11 protein-coding genes are annotated in these 13,649 nt (G+C 70.4%); 10 read left to right on the top strand and 1 reads right to left on the bottom strand.

Going from position 1 to position 13,649, the window contains the following annotated elements:
- Positions 1–139 precede the first annotated feature (139 nt).
- The 9 genes from AB0J76_RS29030 to AB0J76_RS28990 all read left to right on the top strand — a co-directional run bounded on the left by AB0J76_RS29030 (position 140) and on the right by AB0J76_RS28990 (position 10,785).
- On the top strand, positions 140–808 hold the full coding sequence (locus AB0J76_RS29030; protein ID WP_352331392.1) for an amino acid ABC transporter permease: 669 nt from the start codon (positions 140–142) through the stop codon (positions 806–808).
- Positions 805–1,722: an amino acid ABC transporter permease gene (locus AB0J76_RS29025; protein ID WP_352331390.1), complete on the top strand. Its 918-nt coding sequence runs from the start codon at positions 805–807 to the stop codon at positions 1,720–1,722. The genes AB0J76_RS29030 and AB0J76_RS29025 overlap by 4 nt, the downstream gene beginning before the upstream one ends.
- A 121-nt stretch (positions 1,723–1,843) precedes the next feature.
- Complete coding sequence (locus tag AB0J76_RS29020; protein WP_352327366.1) at positions 1,844–2,701, top strand: glutamate ABC transporter substrate-binding protein; 858 nt, start codon at positions 1,844–1,846, stop codon at positions 2,699–2,701.
- A 40-nt stretch (positions 2,702–2,741) separates the two neighbouring features.
- Positions 2,742–4,547 (top strand): prolyl oligopeptidase family serine peptidase, encoded by a 1,806-nt coding sequence (locus AB0J76_RS29015; protein ID WP_352327365.1) that lies wholly within the window; start codon positions 2,742–2,744, stop codon positions 4,545–4,547.
- A 203-nt stretch (positions 4,548–4,750) separates the two neighbouring features.
- Entirely contained in the window at positions 4,751–6,577 is a 1,827-nt protein-coding gene (locus AB0J76_RS29010; protein ID WP_352327364.1) for an ABC transporter substrate-binding protein, read from the top strand.
- Positions 6,578–6,638: 61 nt separating this feature from the next.
- Positions 6,639–7,676, top strand: coding sequence for an ABC transporter ATP-binding protein (locus AB0J76_RS29005; protein ID WP_352327363.1), 1,038 nt, complete (start codon positions 6,639–6,641; stop codon positions 7,674–7,676).
- Positions 7,676–8,674 carry a dipeptide ABC transporter ATP-binding protein gene (locus AB0J76_RS29000; RefSeq protein ID WP_352327362.1) on the top strand — a complete coding sequence of 333 codons (999 nt, stop codon included), beginning with the start codon at positions 7,676–7,678 and terminating at the stop codon, positions 8,672–8,674. Before AB0J76_RS29005 ends, AB0J76_RS29000 begins: the two co-directional genes overlap by 1 nt.
- Entirely contained in the window at positions 8,671–9,780 is a 1,110-nt protein-coding gene (locus AB0J76_RS28995; RefSeq protein WP_352327361.1) for an ABC transporter permease, read from the top strand. The genes AB0J76_RS29000 and AB0J76_RS28995 overlap by 4 nt, the downstream gene beginning before the upstream one ends.
- Positions 9,781–9,822: 42 nt before the next feature.
- The gene (locus AB0J76_RS28990) at positions 9,823–10,785 is read left to right on the top strand and encodes an ABC transporter permease (RefSeq protein WP_352327360.1); all 963 of its coding nucleotides are present in this window, start codon (positions 9,823–9,825) and stop codon (positions 10,783–10,785) included.
- Between the two features lie 198 nt (positions 10,786–10,983).
- Here the strand turns inward: AB0J76_RS28990 and rny are convergent, their stop codons facing one another.
- On the bottom strand, positions 10,984–12,600 hold the full coding sequence (gene rny, locus AB0J76_RS28985; protein WP_352327359.1) for a ribonuclease Y: 1,617 nt from the start codon (positions 12,598–12,600) through the stop codon (positions 10,984–10,986).
- A gap of 528 nt (positions 12,601–13,128) precedes the next feature.
- Here rny and AB0J76_RS28980 point away from each other — a divergent pair.
- Complete coding sequence (locus AB0J76_RS28980) at positions 13,129–13,530, top strand: NUDIX domain-containing protein (protein WP_352327358.1); 402 nt, start codon at positions 13,129–13,131, stop codon at positions 13,528–13,530.
- Positions 13,531–13,649 lie beyond the last annotated feature (119 nt).

The following is a 13,649-nucleotide window of genomic DNA, read 5'->3' as shown; positions in this document are numbered from 1 at the left end:
GCTGCGGGGTGTGTGGGGGCGGGCCGCCCCCCCCGCCCCTCCGCGCCGCGCCCCCCCCCCCCCCCCCGGGGCCCCCCCCCCCCCCCCCCGGGGGGCCCCCCCCCCCCCCCCCCCCCGCCGCTCTATGCGGTGGAGCACGATGGATGAACTAATCAAGTACCTGCCCGACCTCGCGATGGGCTTCTGGGGGAACATCAGGATCGCGCTCGTGGCCGCGGTCGTCTCGCTCGTCCTCGGGACGGTCCTGGCCGGGATGCGCGTCTCCCCGACGCCCGTGCTGCGCGCGGTGGGCACGGTCTACGTGAACGTGGTGCGCAACACCCCCCTCACCCTGGTGCTGGCGTTCTCGGCGCTGGGCCTGAGCGACAAGCTCGGCCTCGTCTTCTCCGGCGAGCCGCGGACGAACTCCTTCTGGATCGTCTCGATGGGCCTGTCGATCTACACGTCGGCGTTCGTGTGCGAGGCGGTGCGCTCGGGCATCAACACGGTCCCGATGGGACAGGCGGAGGCGGCCCGGGCGATCGGGCTGAGCTTCATGCAGACGCTGCGGCTGATCATCCTGCCGCAGGCGTTCCGATCGGTCATCGCGCCGCTGGCCAGCGTGATGATCGCGATGATCAAGAACACGACGGTGGCGGTCGCCGGCGGGTACGCCGCCGACGTGGCCGCGGAGATGAAGCTCACGTTCGACACCACGGGGGCCTCGATCCCGATCTTCCTCGGGGTGGTCGTGGCCTTCATGGCCGTGACCATGCCGATCGGCTTCTTCTCCGGCTGGCTGGCCCGGCGTCTGGCGGTGGCACGATGAGCGCGTCCGTCCTGTTCGACGCCCCCGGCCCCCGGGCCCGGGTGCGCAACCACCTGCTGACGGCGATCAGTGTCCTGGCGGTCCTGGCCGTCGTGTACTTCGTCTACCGGGGCTTCGACGCCAAGGGCCAGTGGGACGGCAAGATCTGGCAGCCGTTCCTGACGGCCGAGGTGTGGCGGGAGTTCATCCTGCCGGGCCTGCTCGGCACGCTGGAGGCGGCGGCCGCCGCGGCGGTGCTCGCGCTGGTCTTCGGCGCGGTCTTCGGCCTGGCCAGGCTCTCCGACCACGCCTGGATCAGGGTGCCGGCGGCCGCGGTGGTGGAGATCTTCAGGGCCATCCCGCTGCTGCTGCTGATCTTCTTCATCTTCTACCTGGCGCCCGCCGTCGCCGGCGGCGGCGACTACGCCTTCATCGCGGTGGTGCTGGGCCTGATGTTCTACAACGGCTCGGTGCTGGCGGAGATCGTGCGCGCGGGCGTGCACGCCATCCCCAAGGGGCAGGCCGAGGCCGCCTACGCGGTGGGCATGCGCAAGAACCAGGTGCTGCGCCTGGTGCTGCTGCCGCAGGCGGTCACGACGATGATGCCGGCGATCGTCAGCCAGCTCGTGGTGCTGCTGAAGGACACCGCGCTCGGCTACATCATCGCCTACGTCGACCTGCTCAACACCGGGTTCAAGATCCTGCCGGCCGCGTACTTCGGCTCGCTGATCCCGGCGGCGATCGTCATCGGCGTCATCTACGTGGCGCTCAACATGACGCTGAGCTACCTGGCCACCCTGCTGGAGCGGCGCAGCCGGCGCAGCAGGAAGACCTCGGCGCGGCCGATCGCCACCCCCGGCGCGGCCTCCGTCGGCGTCGCCACCGGCCAGGGCACCGAGGGCGGCGGCATGGCGCCCGACATCCCCGTGGAGTGACCCGCGAGACGGCGGCGGAGGCTTCCGTCCCGCCGCCGTCTCGTAAAGAAAGCCTCAGATCTTCGCCCACGCGGCACGCGGACCGGCCCCGCGGGGCCGCCGACCCCACAGACTCCTGTGCGTGCGGATACGTGGAGTCGTGGTGGCGCTGGCCGGCACGGCCGCGTTCGCCGTACCGGTGGCGTGCGGTGGCGGCGGCGCCTACTCCAGCGTCGTGGGCAAGATCAGGGGCACCGGCCAGGTCATCGTGGGCACCAAGTGGGACCAGCCGAGCCTGGGCCTGAAGGCCGGTCCCGGCGATCCCGTGGGCTTCGACGTGGACGTCGCCCGGTACGTCGTCGCCAAGCTGGCCCGCGGCCGGCCCGTGCGCATCACCTGGCGGGAGGCGCCGGCGGCGGGCCGCGAGGCGCTGCTCCAGAACGGCACCGTGGACATGGTGTTCGCCACCTACTCCATCACCGAGGCCCGCAGGCCCAAGGTGACCTTCGCCGGCCCGTACGTGCTCGTGCACCAGGACACGATGGTCCGGGCCGAGGACGCCTCCATCCGCCAGGTCACCGACCTGCGGGGCAAGCGGGTGTGCCAGGTGCCCGGCTCCAACTCCTTCAAGCGCGTCGCCGACCCGCCGCCGGACGGCAAGCTCGACCTGCCCGTCGTGGCCGTGCCCGCGGCCAACTACTCCGACTGCGTGCGCAAGCTCAGCGACAACGAGCTGGACGCCGTCTCCACCGAGGACCTGACCCTGGCCGGCTTCGCCCAGCAGGCCCCCGGCCTGTTCCGGCTGCTGAACGACCCCTTCACCGACGAGCGGTACGCCATCGGCCTGAAGAAGGGCGACATCGAGACCTGCGAGGCCGCCGAGCAGGCCGTGGCCGAGATGTGGCGGGACGGGACGGCCACGCGGCTGCTGCGCAAGTGGTTCGGCGACACCGGGCTCAACCTGCCTGCCTCGATGCCGCCGCAGGAGAGATGTTCTTGATCGCGCCCCACGGCCCCGGATCTTCCGGCAGGATGCGGGTATGCCTTTCTGGCCGTCCCCCATCTCCGCCCGCGACGTCGCCGCCGCCGGTCTGCGGCCCGGCTGGCCCGTCGCCCAGGGCGGCCGGGTGTGGTGGACCGAAGACCGTCCGGGCGAGGGCGGCCGCACCGCGATCGTCCGCCGCGAGGCCGACGGCACCTGCCGTGACCTGCTGCCCGCCCCCTGGAGCGCGCGCACGAGGGTGCACGAGTACGGCGGCCGTCCCTATGCCGTGACGCCGGGCGGCGACGTGGTCTTCGCCGCTCTGGCCGACCAGCGCCTGTACCTTCTCGGGCAAAACGGCCAGCCGAAACCTCTCACCGCCGAAGGTTCCCGCTACGCCGACCTCACCGTCCACGACGGCGAGGTGTGGGCGGTGCGCGAGCACCACGGCGAGCACGGCAAGATCACCCGGTCCGTCGTGTCGATCCCGCTGGCGGGCGGCGAGCCCCGGGAGCGGGCCTGCGGCCACGACTTCTACGCCTCCCCCGTCCTGTCCCCCGACGGCGCCCACCTGGCCTACGTCTGCTGGAACCACCCCCGCATGCCCTGGGACGGCACCGAGCTGCGCGTCGTCCGGCTGCGCGACGGGCAGGCCCGCACGGTGCTGGGCGGCGCGGCGGAGTCCGTCCTGTCGCCCGCCTGGAAGGACGACGCCACCCTCTACCTGGTCTCCGACCGCTCCGGCTGGTGGAACCTCTACGAGTGCGGCCTCGACGGCGCCGCGCCGCGGGCGTTGTGCCCGGCCGAGGAGGAGTTCACGCAGCCGCCGTGGCAGCTCGGCGGCGCGCCCTACACCGTGCTCGGCGACGGGCGGCTCGCCGTCCTGCACGGGCGCGGCGACCTGCGGCTGGGCGTGCTCGACCCGGACACGGGAGCGCTGCACGACCTCGACCTGCCCTACACCGGATGGCAGGCCGCGCTCGCCGCCGACGGCATGTCCGTGACGGGCGTCGGCCACGCCGCGCGGCTGCCGCGCTCGGTCGTGCGGGTCGACGTCGCCTCCGGCCGGGCCGAGCCGCTGGCGCGGGCCGACGAGCGGCTGCCCGACCTGTCCGGCGTGCCCGACCCGCGGCCGGTGGTCGTGCCGGGCGAGCGGCCCGTGCACGCCTTCCTGCATCAGGTCGCCGAGGAGCCGACGCCGTTCGTGGTGTTCGTGCACGGCGGCCCGACCGCCCACGCCGACACGGCGCTCGACCTGGAGAAGGCGTTCCTGACCTCGCGCGGCATCGGCGTGCTCGACGTCAACTACGGCGGCTCCACCGGCTACGGCCGCGCCTACCGGGAGCGGCTGCGCGGGCAGTGGGGGCTGGTCGACGTCGCCGACACCGTCGCCGCCGCCCAGTGGCTGGCCGACTCCGGGCTGGCCGACCCGGCCCGCATCGCGGTGCGCGGCGGCAGCGCGGGCGGCTGGACGGTGATGGCCGCCTGCTGCCGTTCCGGCGTGTTCGCGGGCGGGGTGTCCTACTACGGCGTCAGCGCCCTCGCGCCGCTCGCCGCGCACACCCACGACTTCGAGTCGCGTTACGTCGAGTGGCTGGTCGGCGACGACCCGGCCGTCTACGCCTCCAGGGAGCCGCTCGGCCTGGTCGACGGGGTGTCCTGCCCGATGCTGCTGCTGCAGGGGCTCGACGACCCGGTGGTGCCGCCCGAGCAGTCGACGGCCTTCGCCGACGCATTGTCCGAGCGCGGCGTCCCGTGCACCTATCTCGCTTTCGACGGCGAATCCCACGGATTTCGCCGAATGGAGACGCGCGTCGCGGCCTTGGCCGCCGAGCTGGCTTTCTACCAGCAGCTATTCAGTTAATGTCGCGATCTCCAGACAATTCCCGTACTGAATCAGCATTACCGACCAGTCGCTAGTCGCAAACAGTTACGTAACCGACCTCGACAGTCTTCCTCCGGCATGGGTTGCTCGTCTCAGTAAACGTGGGGCGCGCGTCGCGGCCACGACACGCGCCCCAGCTGTGCCAGCCAACAACACCCCCATCTCGGCACGAGGGAGGCCAGATGGCCAGCTTGCGCCATCTCAGCATCATCACGGTGGCGGCGGCAACTCTGCTCGCCACCTCCTGCGCGACGCAGAACGGAACCAGCAAATCCGCTCCGCCCCCCGCCGCGAGCCAGAGCTCGGGAAGCCCCGTCACGGGCGGCACGCTCAGGCTCGTGGGCTCGGGCGACGTCGACCATCTCGACCCGACCAGCATCTACTACGTCGTCACCATCGGGATCATGCGCGGCTACTCGCGCCAGCTGTACGCCCTCCAGGGCGTCGCGGCGGGAGCCGACACCACCAAGGGCTACGAGGTGCTGCCCGACATAGCGACCGAGCTGCCCACCGAGGCGAACGGCGGCCTGAGCGCCGACAAGCTCACGTACACGATCAAGTTGCGCGACGGCGTGCAGTGGGACACCCAGCCGCCGCGGCCGGTGACGGCGGGCGACTTCGTCCGCGGGTTCAAGCGCATCTGCAACCCGGTGGCGGGCTCCGGCGCGCCCGGCTACTACACCAGCACGATCAAGGGCATGGCCGAGTACTGCGACGCCTACATCAAGGCGTTCGAGAAGGCCAAGCCCACCGCCAAGGCCCTGGCCGACTTCCAGAACGGCCACGACATCGCCGGCGTGCAGGCCAAGGACGACAAGACGATCGTCTTCACCCTGACCCAGCCGGCCGGTGACTTCCTCAACATCCTGGCCCTGAACTTCGCCTCGGCGGCGCCGCAGGAGTACGACCAGTACGTCCCCGACGACGCCACCTTCCGCCAGCACGTGATCTCCAACGGCCCGTACAAGATCACGTCGTACGTGGCCACCAAGTCGATCCGGCTGGAGAAGAACCCGGCCTGGAAGCAGGAGTCCGACCCGATCAGGCACCAGTACGTCAACGCCATCGACGTCAAGATGGGCGTCGGCGAGCCCGACGCGGTGCAGCAGCAGATCGAGGCCGGCAGCGCCGACCTGTCGTGGGACCTGCCGGTGCCGACCTCGCAGATCCCGCAGCTCAAGAGCAACGACCCCAACTTCACGATCTTCCCCGGCGCGGTGACGAACCCGTACGTGGTGTTCAACCTGCAGAGCAAGAACGCCGGCGGGGCGATGGGCAAGCTCAAGGTCCGCCAGGCCATCGAGTACGCGATCAACAAGACCGCCATCGCCAAGATCTACGGCGGCGCGGACGTGGCGACCGCACTGCACACGGTCATCCCGCCCGGCAACATCGGCTACCAGGAGTACAACCCGTACCCCACGCCGGGCGACCAGGGCGACCCCGCCAAGTGCAAGCAGCTGCTGAGCGAGGCCGGCTACCCCAACGGGCTGACCCTCATCGGCGCCTTCCGCAACGCGGGCAACCACCCGGCCAACTTCCAGTCGTACGCGGCCGACCTGAAGAAGTGCGGGATCACCGTCAAGGGCCTGCCGCTGCGCCAGGGCGACTACTACACCTACCTCCAGACGCCCTCGCACGCCAAGAACAGCGAATGGGACCTGTCGGCCCCCGGCTGGATCCCCGACTGGTACGGCAACAACGGCCGCGCGGTCATGCAGCCGCTGTTCCAGACCAACTGCAACGCCGGCACCAGCAACTACGGCTGCTACAGCAACCCCAAGGTGGACGACCTGATCAAGCGGGCGCTCGCCGAGACCGACCAGGCCAAGGCCGCGGCGCTGTGGCACGAGGCCGACCAGACGGTGCTGGCCGACGCGGTGATCGTGCCGCTGAACAACCAGAACACGCCGCTCTACAAGAACAAGCGGGTGCAGAACGCCCTGTACCTGCCGTCGTACCAGGTCTTCGACGTCACCAACCTCTGGCTGAACCCCAACACGCCTTGACGACCGGCCTCCCGCGGGCGCGCCGGCAGGCGGGCCCGCGGGACGGCCGCGAGGGAGACATATGAGCCTGCTTGAGGTAACCGACCTCCAGGTGTCCTTCCCCACCTCCGACGGCGTGGTCCAGGCGGTGCGGGGGCTGTCGTTCACCGTCGATCGCGGCGAGACGCTGGCGATCGTCGGCGAGTCCGGCAGCGGCAAGACCGTGAGCACCCAGGCGATACTCGGGCTGACCCCCGACGCCGACATCTCGGGCACGGCCCTGTTCGAGGGCGTCGACCTGCTCGGGCTCGACAACGAGCAGCTTCGCCGCATCCGCGGCGCGGAGATCAGCGTGGTCTTCCAGGACCCGCTGACCAGCCTCCATCCGCTCTACAAGGTCGGCTGGCAGATCGAGGAGCTGATCCGCGTCCACAACCCCGGCACCCGCCGGGCCGAGGCCAGGAAACGGGCCGTCGAGCTGCTGGGCCTGGTGGGCATCCCGCGCCCCGACCGCAGGGTGGACGACTATCCCCACCAGTTCTCCGGCGGCATGCGGCAACGGGCGATGATCGCCATGTCGCTGGCGCTCAACCCCAAGCTCATCGTCGCCGACGAGCCCACCACCGCGCTGGACGCGACCGTCCAGGCGCAGATCCTTGAGCTGATCGGGCGGGTGCAGGCCGAGTTCGACATCGCGCTCGTCCTCATCACGCACGACCTCGGCGTCGTGGCCGGCATGGCCGACGAGGTGCTCGTCATGTACGCCGGGCTCGTCGTCGAGCGGGCCGACCGGCGCACGCTCTACTACCAACCGCACCACCCGTACACCAAGGGCCTGCTGGAGTCGATCCCGGGCAGCACCGGCGACCGCGGCGGACGGCTGCGGCCCATCCCCGGCTCGCCGCCGAGCCTGATCGCGATCCCGTCCGGGTGCGCCTTCCATCCGCGCTGCCCGTACGTGATGCCGGTCTGCCCCGCCGAACGGCCGCCGCTGGCCTCCATCACGGGCGCGCGCGGGCACGCCTCGGCGTGCTGGCTGCCGCACGAGGCGATCGGGCTCGGCGCGGAGGCCGAGGCGCTGCGCAAGCGGGCGGTGCTCGGCACGGCGGAGGAGGCCTGATGCTGCTCGAAGTCGAGAACCTGGTCAAACACTTCCCCATCACCAGCGGCATGCTGATCAAGCAGACGATCGGCCAGGTCAGAGCCGTTGACGGCGTCAGCCTGTCGCTGTCGCCGGGCGAGACCCTCGGCCTGGTCGGCGAGACCGGCTGCGGCAAGTCCACGCTCGCCCGGTGCATCGCGGGCCTGCATCCCATCACCTCCGGCAGCGTGCGCTTCGACGGCGCCGACATCACGAACCTGCCACGGCGCCGGATGCGGCCCTTCCGGCGTGACATCCAGGTGATCTTCCAGGACCCGTACGGCTCGCTGAACCCGCGCCGGCGGGTCGGCTCGATCATCGCCGACCCGCTCGTCATCCACCGGGTGCAGAGCGGCCAGGAGCTGCGGCGGACCGTCCAGGAGCTGATGGAACGGGTCGGGCTCAACCCCGAGCACTACAACCGGTTCCCCGCCGAGTTCTCCGGCGGGCAGCGGCAGCGCATCGGGGTCGCGCGGGCGCTCGCGCTGCGGCCCCGGCTGATCATCTGCGACGAGCCGGTGTCGGCGCTCGACGTGTCCATCCAGGCCCAGATCCTCAACCTGCTCAAGGACCTCCAGGACGACTTCGGGCTGACGTACCTGTTCATCGCCCACGACCTGTCGGTGGTGCGGCACGTCAGCGACCGGATCGCGGTCATGTACCTGGGCAAGGTGGCCGAACTGGCCACCGCGGAGGAGCTGCACGCCGTGCCCCGCCATCCCTACACGAACGCGCTGCTGTCGGCGACCGCCGTGGCCGACCCCGACGAGGCCGAACGGCGGCACCGCATCATCCTCACCGGCGACGTGCCCTCGCCGATCGACCCGCCCACCGGCTGCCGCTTCCATCCGCGGTGCCCGAAAGCGCGCGAACGCTGCTCGGCCGAGGAACCGCTGCTGGCGCCCCAGGAGCACCTGGTGGCCTGTCACTACCCCGTCGAGGCGGGCGAGGACCTGACCGCCGGGAGGACCGCATGACTCTCACGGAGATCCGTCCGGACGTCGTCACCGACCGCACGATCGCCGGACGCAGCCCCTGGCAGCTCGCCTGGGCGCGGATCAGGTCCGACCGGGTGGCCCTGGTCTCGGGCATCGTCGTCGTGCTGCTGTGCCTGCTCGCCCTGGCCGCGCCGCTCATCTCGGCCTGGAACGGCCACGACCCCGACGAGCAGTTCCGCGACACCGGCATCACCGACCAGGGCCTGCCCGTCGCGCCCAACGGCGAGTTCTGGTTCGGCACCGACCGCCTCGGCCGCGACCTGTTCATCAGGGTCCTGTACGGCGCGCGCGTCTCGCTGCTCGTGGGCGTGGTCGCGACCGGCGTGGCGGCGCTGATCGGGGTCGTCATCGGGCTGCTGGCCGGGTACTACGGCGGCGTCATCGACACCATCCTGTCCCGGCTCATGGACGTGGTCCTGTCGTTCCCGTACCTGATCTTCGCGATCGCGGTGGTGTCCATCGCCGGGCCCTCGCTGACCGCGACGATCGGGGTGATCTCGTTCTACTCCTGGGCGGCGATCGCCCGCGTGGTGCGCGGCCAGACGTTGTCGCTCAAGGAACGCGAGTACGTGGAGGCGGCCCGGTCCATGGGGGCCGGCGACGCGCGCATCATGTTCGTGGACATCCTGCCGAACCTGCTGGCCCCCGTCATCGTGCTCACCACGCTGCTGGTGCCGGCCGCGATCGTGTTCGAGTCCACCCTGTCCTATCTGGGGCTCGGGATCGTTCCCCCTACCCCGTCGTGGGGGAACCTGCTGAGCGAGGCCCAGGGGTTCTACCGGGTGGCGTACTGGTATCTGGGCTTCCCGGCGGCCTCGCTGCTGATCACGACGCTGGCGTTCAACCTGGTGGGCGACGGGATCAGGGACGCCATCGATCCCCGGATGGAACGGCTCTTCAGCCGCCGGCGACGGCGGAACCGGCGTGCGGCCTCCGGCCCGGCTTCCGGTCCGGCTTCCGCTCCGGCTTCCGGTCCGGCTTCCGCGCCCGCCGCTGGGCGGTCCGATGCCGATGCCGGGCGGTCCGATGCCGCTGCCGGCCGGTCCGATGCCGCTGCTGGGGGGGCCGATGCCGACGTTTCATGACCGGGGTGGGATGCCGGGGTTGCTTCAGGAGGTGGAGGGCTGATGTTGCGACGGTTCCTGCTGCGGCGCACGCTGCTCGGAGTGCTGGTGTTGTGGCTGGTCTCCCTGGGCACGTTCTTCCTGTTCTTCGTCGCCCCCGGCGACCCCGCCCGTACGCTGGCCGGCCGCCAGGCCACCCCCGAGCAGGTCGACCTGATCCGGCACAACCTCGGCCTCGACCGTCCCACCATCGTCCAGTACTTCGACTACCTGGGCCGGCTCCTGCACGGCGACCTCGGCCAGTCGTACTTCTCGGGCGAATCGGTGGGCAAGCTGCTCGCCCAGGACTTCCCGCCGACGTTCTCGCTGGTGCTCGGCGGCGCCGTCCTGTGGCTCTGCGTCGGCGTCGGCGCCGGGGTGCTCAGCGCCACCCGCGTACGGTCGTTCCTCGACCGCGCCCTGACCACGCTGGCCCTGGCCGGGGTCTCGATGCCGACGTTCGTGGTCGGCCTGCTGCTGCTGTATTTCTTCTTCTTCCAGCTCACCATGGCGGGCGCGCCGATCCTGCCGCCCGACTCCTACGTGCCCTTCTCCGAGAACCCCGGCGAATGGGCCCGGCACCTGATCCTGCCGTGGATCACGTTGGCCATGGTCCAGGCGGCCTCGTACGCCCGGCTCACCCGGGGCTCCATGCTGGACGTCCTGGGCGAGGACTACATCCGTACGGCCCGCGCCAAGGGCGTGCCCGAGGGCCGGGTCATCTACCGGCACGGCCTGCGCGCCGCGCTGACCCCCGTGGTCACCCAGCTCGGCGTGGACATCGGCACGCTGATCGGCGGTCTGGTGGTGACGGAGTCGGTCTTCGGGCTCGGCGGCATCGGGCAGGCGGTGGTGCAGGCGTTCATCAGCGGGGACCTGCCGGTGATCATGGGGGTCGTCATCCTGGCCACCACCGCCGTGGTGGTGGCGAACCTGATCGTGGACATCGCCTACGGACTCCTCGACCCCCGGATCCGCCTGGCCTGACATTACGAGCCTCCGCCTGGCCTGACGATGCGAGGCGGCGCGTCCTGCCGGGCGCACCGCCTTCGCCCGCTTCCCGCCTCCTGAAACCGGCCGGATCCTGGAACCGGCGGGATCCTGGAACGGACGGGATCCTGGAACGGGCGGGATCCCTCGGAAATGGATGAGCGTTCTTGGGGCCGGCGGGCGGCTTCTTCGGGGTCAGCGGGCGAACTCGGTGGCGCGGGACTCGCGCACCACCGTGATCCGGATCTGCCCCGGGTACGTCAGCTCCTCCTCCACCTGCTTGGCCACGTCCCGGGCGATCACCTGCGCCTGGATGTCGTCGATCGCGTCCGGCTTGACCATGACCCGGATCTCCCGCCCGGCCTGCATGGCGAACACCTTCTCCACGCCCTCGTACGACTGCGCGATCTCCTCCAGCCGCTCCAGCCGCTTGACGTACGCCTCCAGCGACTCCCTGCGCGCCCCCGGACGGCTGCCGCTGATGGCGTCGGCCGCCTGCGTGAGCACCGCCTCGACCGTACGGACCTCGACCTCGTTGTGGTGCGCCTCGATGGCGTGCACCACGTCCTCCTGCTCGCCGTACCGGCGGGCGATCTCGGCGCCGATCAGCGCGTGACTGCCCTCGACCTCGTGCGTGAGGGCCTTGCCGATGTCGTGCAGCAGCGCGCACCGCTTCATGAGCTGCTGGTTCATCTTCAGCTCGGCCGCCATGATCCCGGCGATGTGCGCGGACTCGATGAGGTGCTTGAGCACGTTCTGACCGTAGGAGGTGCGGTATCGAAGCTGCCCGAGCAGCAGCGTCAGCTCGGGGTGCATGTCGGTGATGCCCAGCTCGACCAGCGCGTCCTCGCCGGCCCGCGCGCAGAGGTCCTGGACCTCCTGGCGGCTGCGGTCGTGCGCCTCCTCGATGCGCTGCGGATGGATGCGCCCGTCCAGCACCAGCTTCTCCAGCGTGAGCCGCGCCGTCTCCCTGCGAACCGGGTCGAAACACGACAACAGCACCGCCTCCGGCGTGTCGTCGATGATCAGGTTCACGCCCGTGGTCGACTCGAACGCCCGGATGTTGCGGCCCTCGCGACCGATGATCCGGCCCTTCATCTCGTCACCGGGCAGATGCAGCACGCTGACGACCGACTCGGCCGTCTGCTCGGCCGCCACCCGCTGGACCGCCAGCGTCACGATCTTGGTGGCCCGCTTCTCGCCCTCCTTGCGGGCCTCGCCCTCGATCTCCCTGATGATCAGCGCCGCCTCGCGCTTGGCCTGGTTCTCGATCTCCTTGACCAGCTCGGACTTGGCCTGCTCCCCCGTCAGCCCGGCGACCCGTTCCAGGATCGCCCGCCGCTCGTCCTCGACCTGGAGCAGTTCCTCGCGCCGGTCGGCCAGCTCGACCTCGGTCTCGGCCAGCTTCCTGTCCCGTTCGGACTGCCGCCTGGCCTCCTCGTCGAGCCGCTGCTCGCGCTCGGCCAGCCTGGCCTCTCTGCGTTCGAGATCGGTCCGGAGCTCCTTGAGCTCGGACTTCAGGATCCGGCTCTCCTCCTCGACCTCCCGCCGCATCTGCGCGGCGCTCTCGACGGCGCTCTCCGACCTGCGCAGGATCTCCTCGGCGTCGCTCTCCGCCTTGGCGCGGATCTCCTTGGCACGCTCCCGCGCCTCCTCAAGCTCCGCGTGTACGGCCTCCACCTGCTCAGGGCTCGGCTCGGACTTCCGGGGCAAACCGCCAGAGGTACGGCGTATGACGACGAGCAGCGCCACGATCATCCCGAACGCGAGCACGAGCACCGCCACCATCAGCACCACGACAAGCGGCTGCATGCGCGCCCCGCCCTCCTCGCGTCGTCAACACCTCATAACGCGGACCCAAAACGGGAGGGGTCACGTGCGCGCCACGGAAAGCCCGGTCGGCGTCGTCTCCAGGACCGATGTCAGGCCAAGGCTGACCGGGCATCGGCCCCCATAGCCGACACCTCGCCTGCCTCGATCAACCGAGCTCGTACGTCCGTCGTTCACCGGTATGGCAATCCGCACTGCGCGGAGTAACTCCTCACTGCCGTCGAGGTTATGCGTCGAACAGGTCACGAGCAAGCAAACGCGTCCTCAAGCGTGTCTTACGGGCCCGCATCTCCCCAATCAACCACATAACCCACGATCACCCCCCATTTGTCCCCCACCTTCACCTCTCCAACCCCCATGGCCCAGACAAAGCCCACAACCCGCCATCCGGCGACCACCGGCCATCAATCCGTAGAGCTCCGGCGGCCCCTTCCAGTCCCGGCTTCCGTCGCACGCGAGAAACTCTTCGAACGCCCGACACCGGCTCACCCGCCCCGACAGGAGCACACGATGAACACCCTCATCGACAAGATCGCCTGGATTCACCTGGACGACAACAAGATCCTCAGCACCCGCTCACGCGGCAAGAGCGCCTACTACCTCCCCGGCGGCAAACGCGAGCCCGGCGAAAGCGACCTCGACACCCTGATCCGCGAGATCGACGAAGAACTCTCCATCACCATCATCCCGACCACCGCCACCCACCTGGGCACCTTCCACGCCCAGGCACACGGCCACGCCGACGGCGTCACCGTACGGATGACCTGCTACACCGCCGAGCACCACGGAGTCCCGACACCCAGCAACGAGATCGAAGAGATCACCTGGCTGACCTACGCCGACCGCGACCGCGTGTCCCCGGTCGACCAACTCATCTTCGACCACCTACACCGAACCGGCCAACTCCACTAATCCCGCCCCCGCAACCGCCCAGCACTCCAAGCGAATCCCCGAGCTTCCACTGACCAGCGCTCAGAGCCGACCCCCCAGCCTTGCCTCCTCCGGGCCCACCCCCACCTTCATGGGCGCCC

It is taken from the genome of Nonomuraea sp. NPDC049624, assembly GCF_040675255.1.
In the GTDB taxonomy this organism is placed as follows: domain Bacteria; phylum Actinomycetota; class Actinomycetes; order Streptosporangiales; family Streptosporangiaceae; genus Nonomuraea.
Note: the sequence above shows the minus strand (reverse complement) of the source record. Positions and strands in the feature narration are given on the sequence as shown.

What these genes read in the sequence shown, in the direction of transcription:
- AB0J76_RS29005 (WP_352327363.1), top strand. Translation starts at nt 6,639, where the DNA reads ATGAGCCTGCTTGAGGTAACCGACCTCCAGGTGTCCTTCCCCACCTCC.
- rny (WP_352327359.1), bottom strand. Translation starts at nt 12,600, where the DNA reads ATGCAGCCGCTTGTCGTGGTGCTGATGGTGGCGGTGCTCGTGCTCGCG.
- AB0J76_RS29010 (WP_352327364.1), top strand. Translation starts at nt 4,751, where the DNA reads ATGGCCAGCTTGCGCCATCTCAGCATCATCACGGTGGCGGCGGCAACT.
- AB0J76_RS28990 (WP_352327360.1), top strand. Translation starts at nt 9,823, where the DNA reads ATGTTGCGACGGTTCCTGCTGCGGCGCACGCTGCTCGGAGTGCTGGTG.
- AB0J76_RS29000 (WP_352327362.1), top strand. Translation starts at nt 7,676, where the DNA reads ATGCTGCTCGAAGTCGAGAACCTGGTCAAACACTTCCCCATCACCAGC.
- AB0J76_RS29030 (WP_352331392.1), top strand. Translation starts at nt 140, where the DNA reads ATGGATGAACTAATCAAGTACCTGCCCGACCTCGCGATGGGCTTCTGG.
- AB0J76_RS29015 (WP_352327365.1), top strand. Translation starts at nt 2,742, where the DNA reads ATGCCTTTCTGGCCGTCCCCCATCTCCGCCCGCGACGTCGCCGCCGCC.
- AB0J76_RS28995 (WP_352327361.1), top strand. Translation starts at nt 8,671, where the DNA reads ATGACTCTCACGGAGATCCGTCCGGACGTCGTCACCGACCGCACGATC.
- AB0J76_RS28980 (WP_352327358.1), top strand. Translation starts at nt 13,129, where the DNA reads ATGAACACCCTCATCGACAAGATCGCCTGGATTCACCTGGACGACAAC.
- AB0J76_RS29025 (WP_352331390.1), top strand. Translation starts at nt 805, where the DNA reads ATGAGCGCGTCCGTCCTGTTCGACGCCCCCGGCCCCCGGGCCCGGGTG.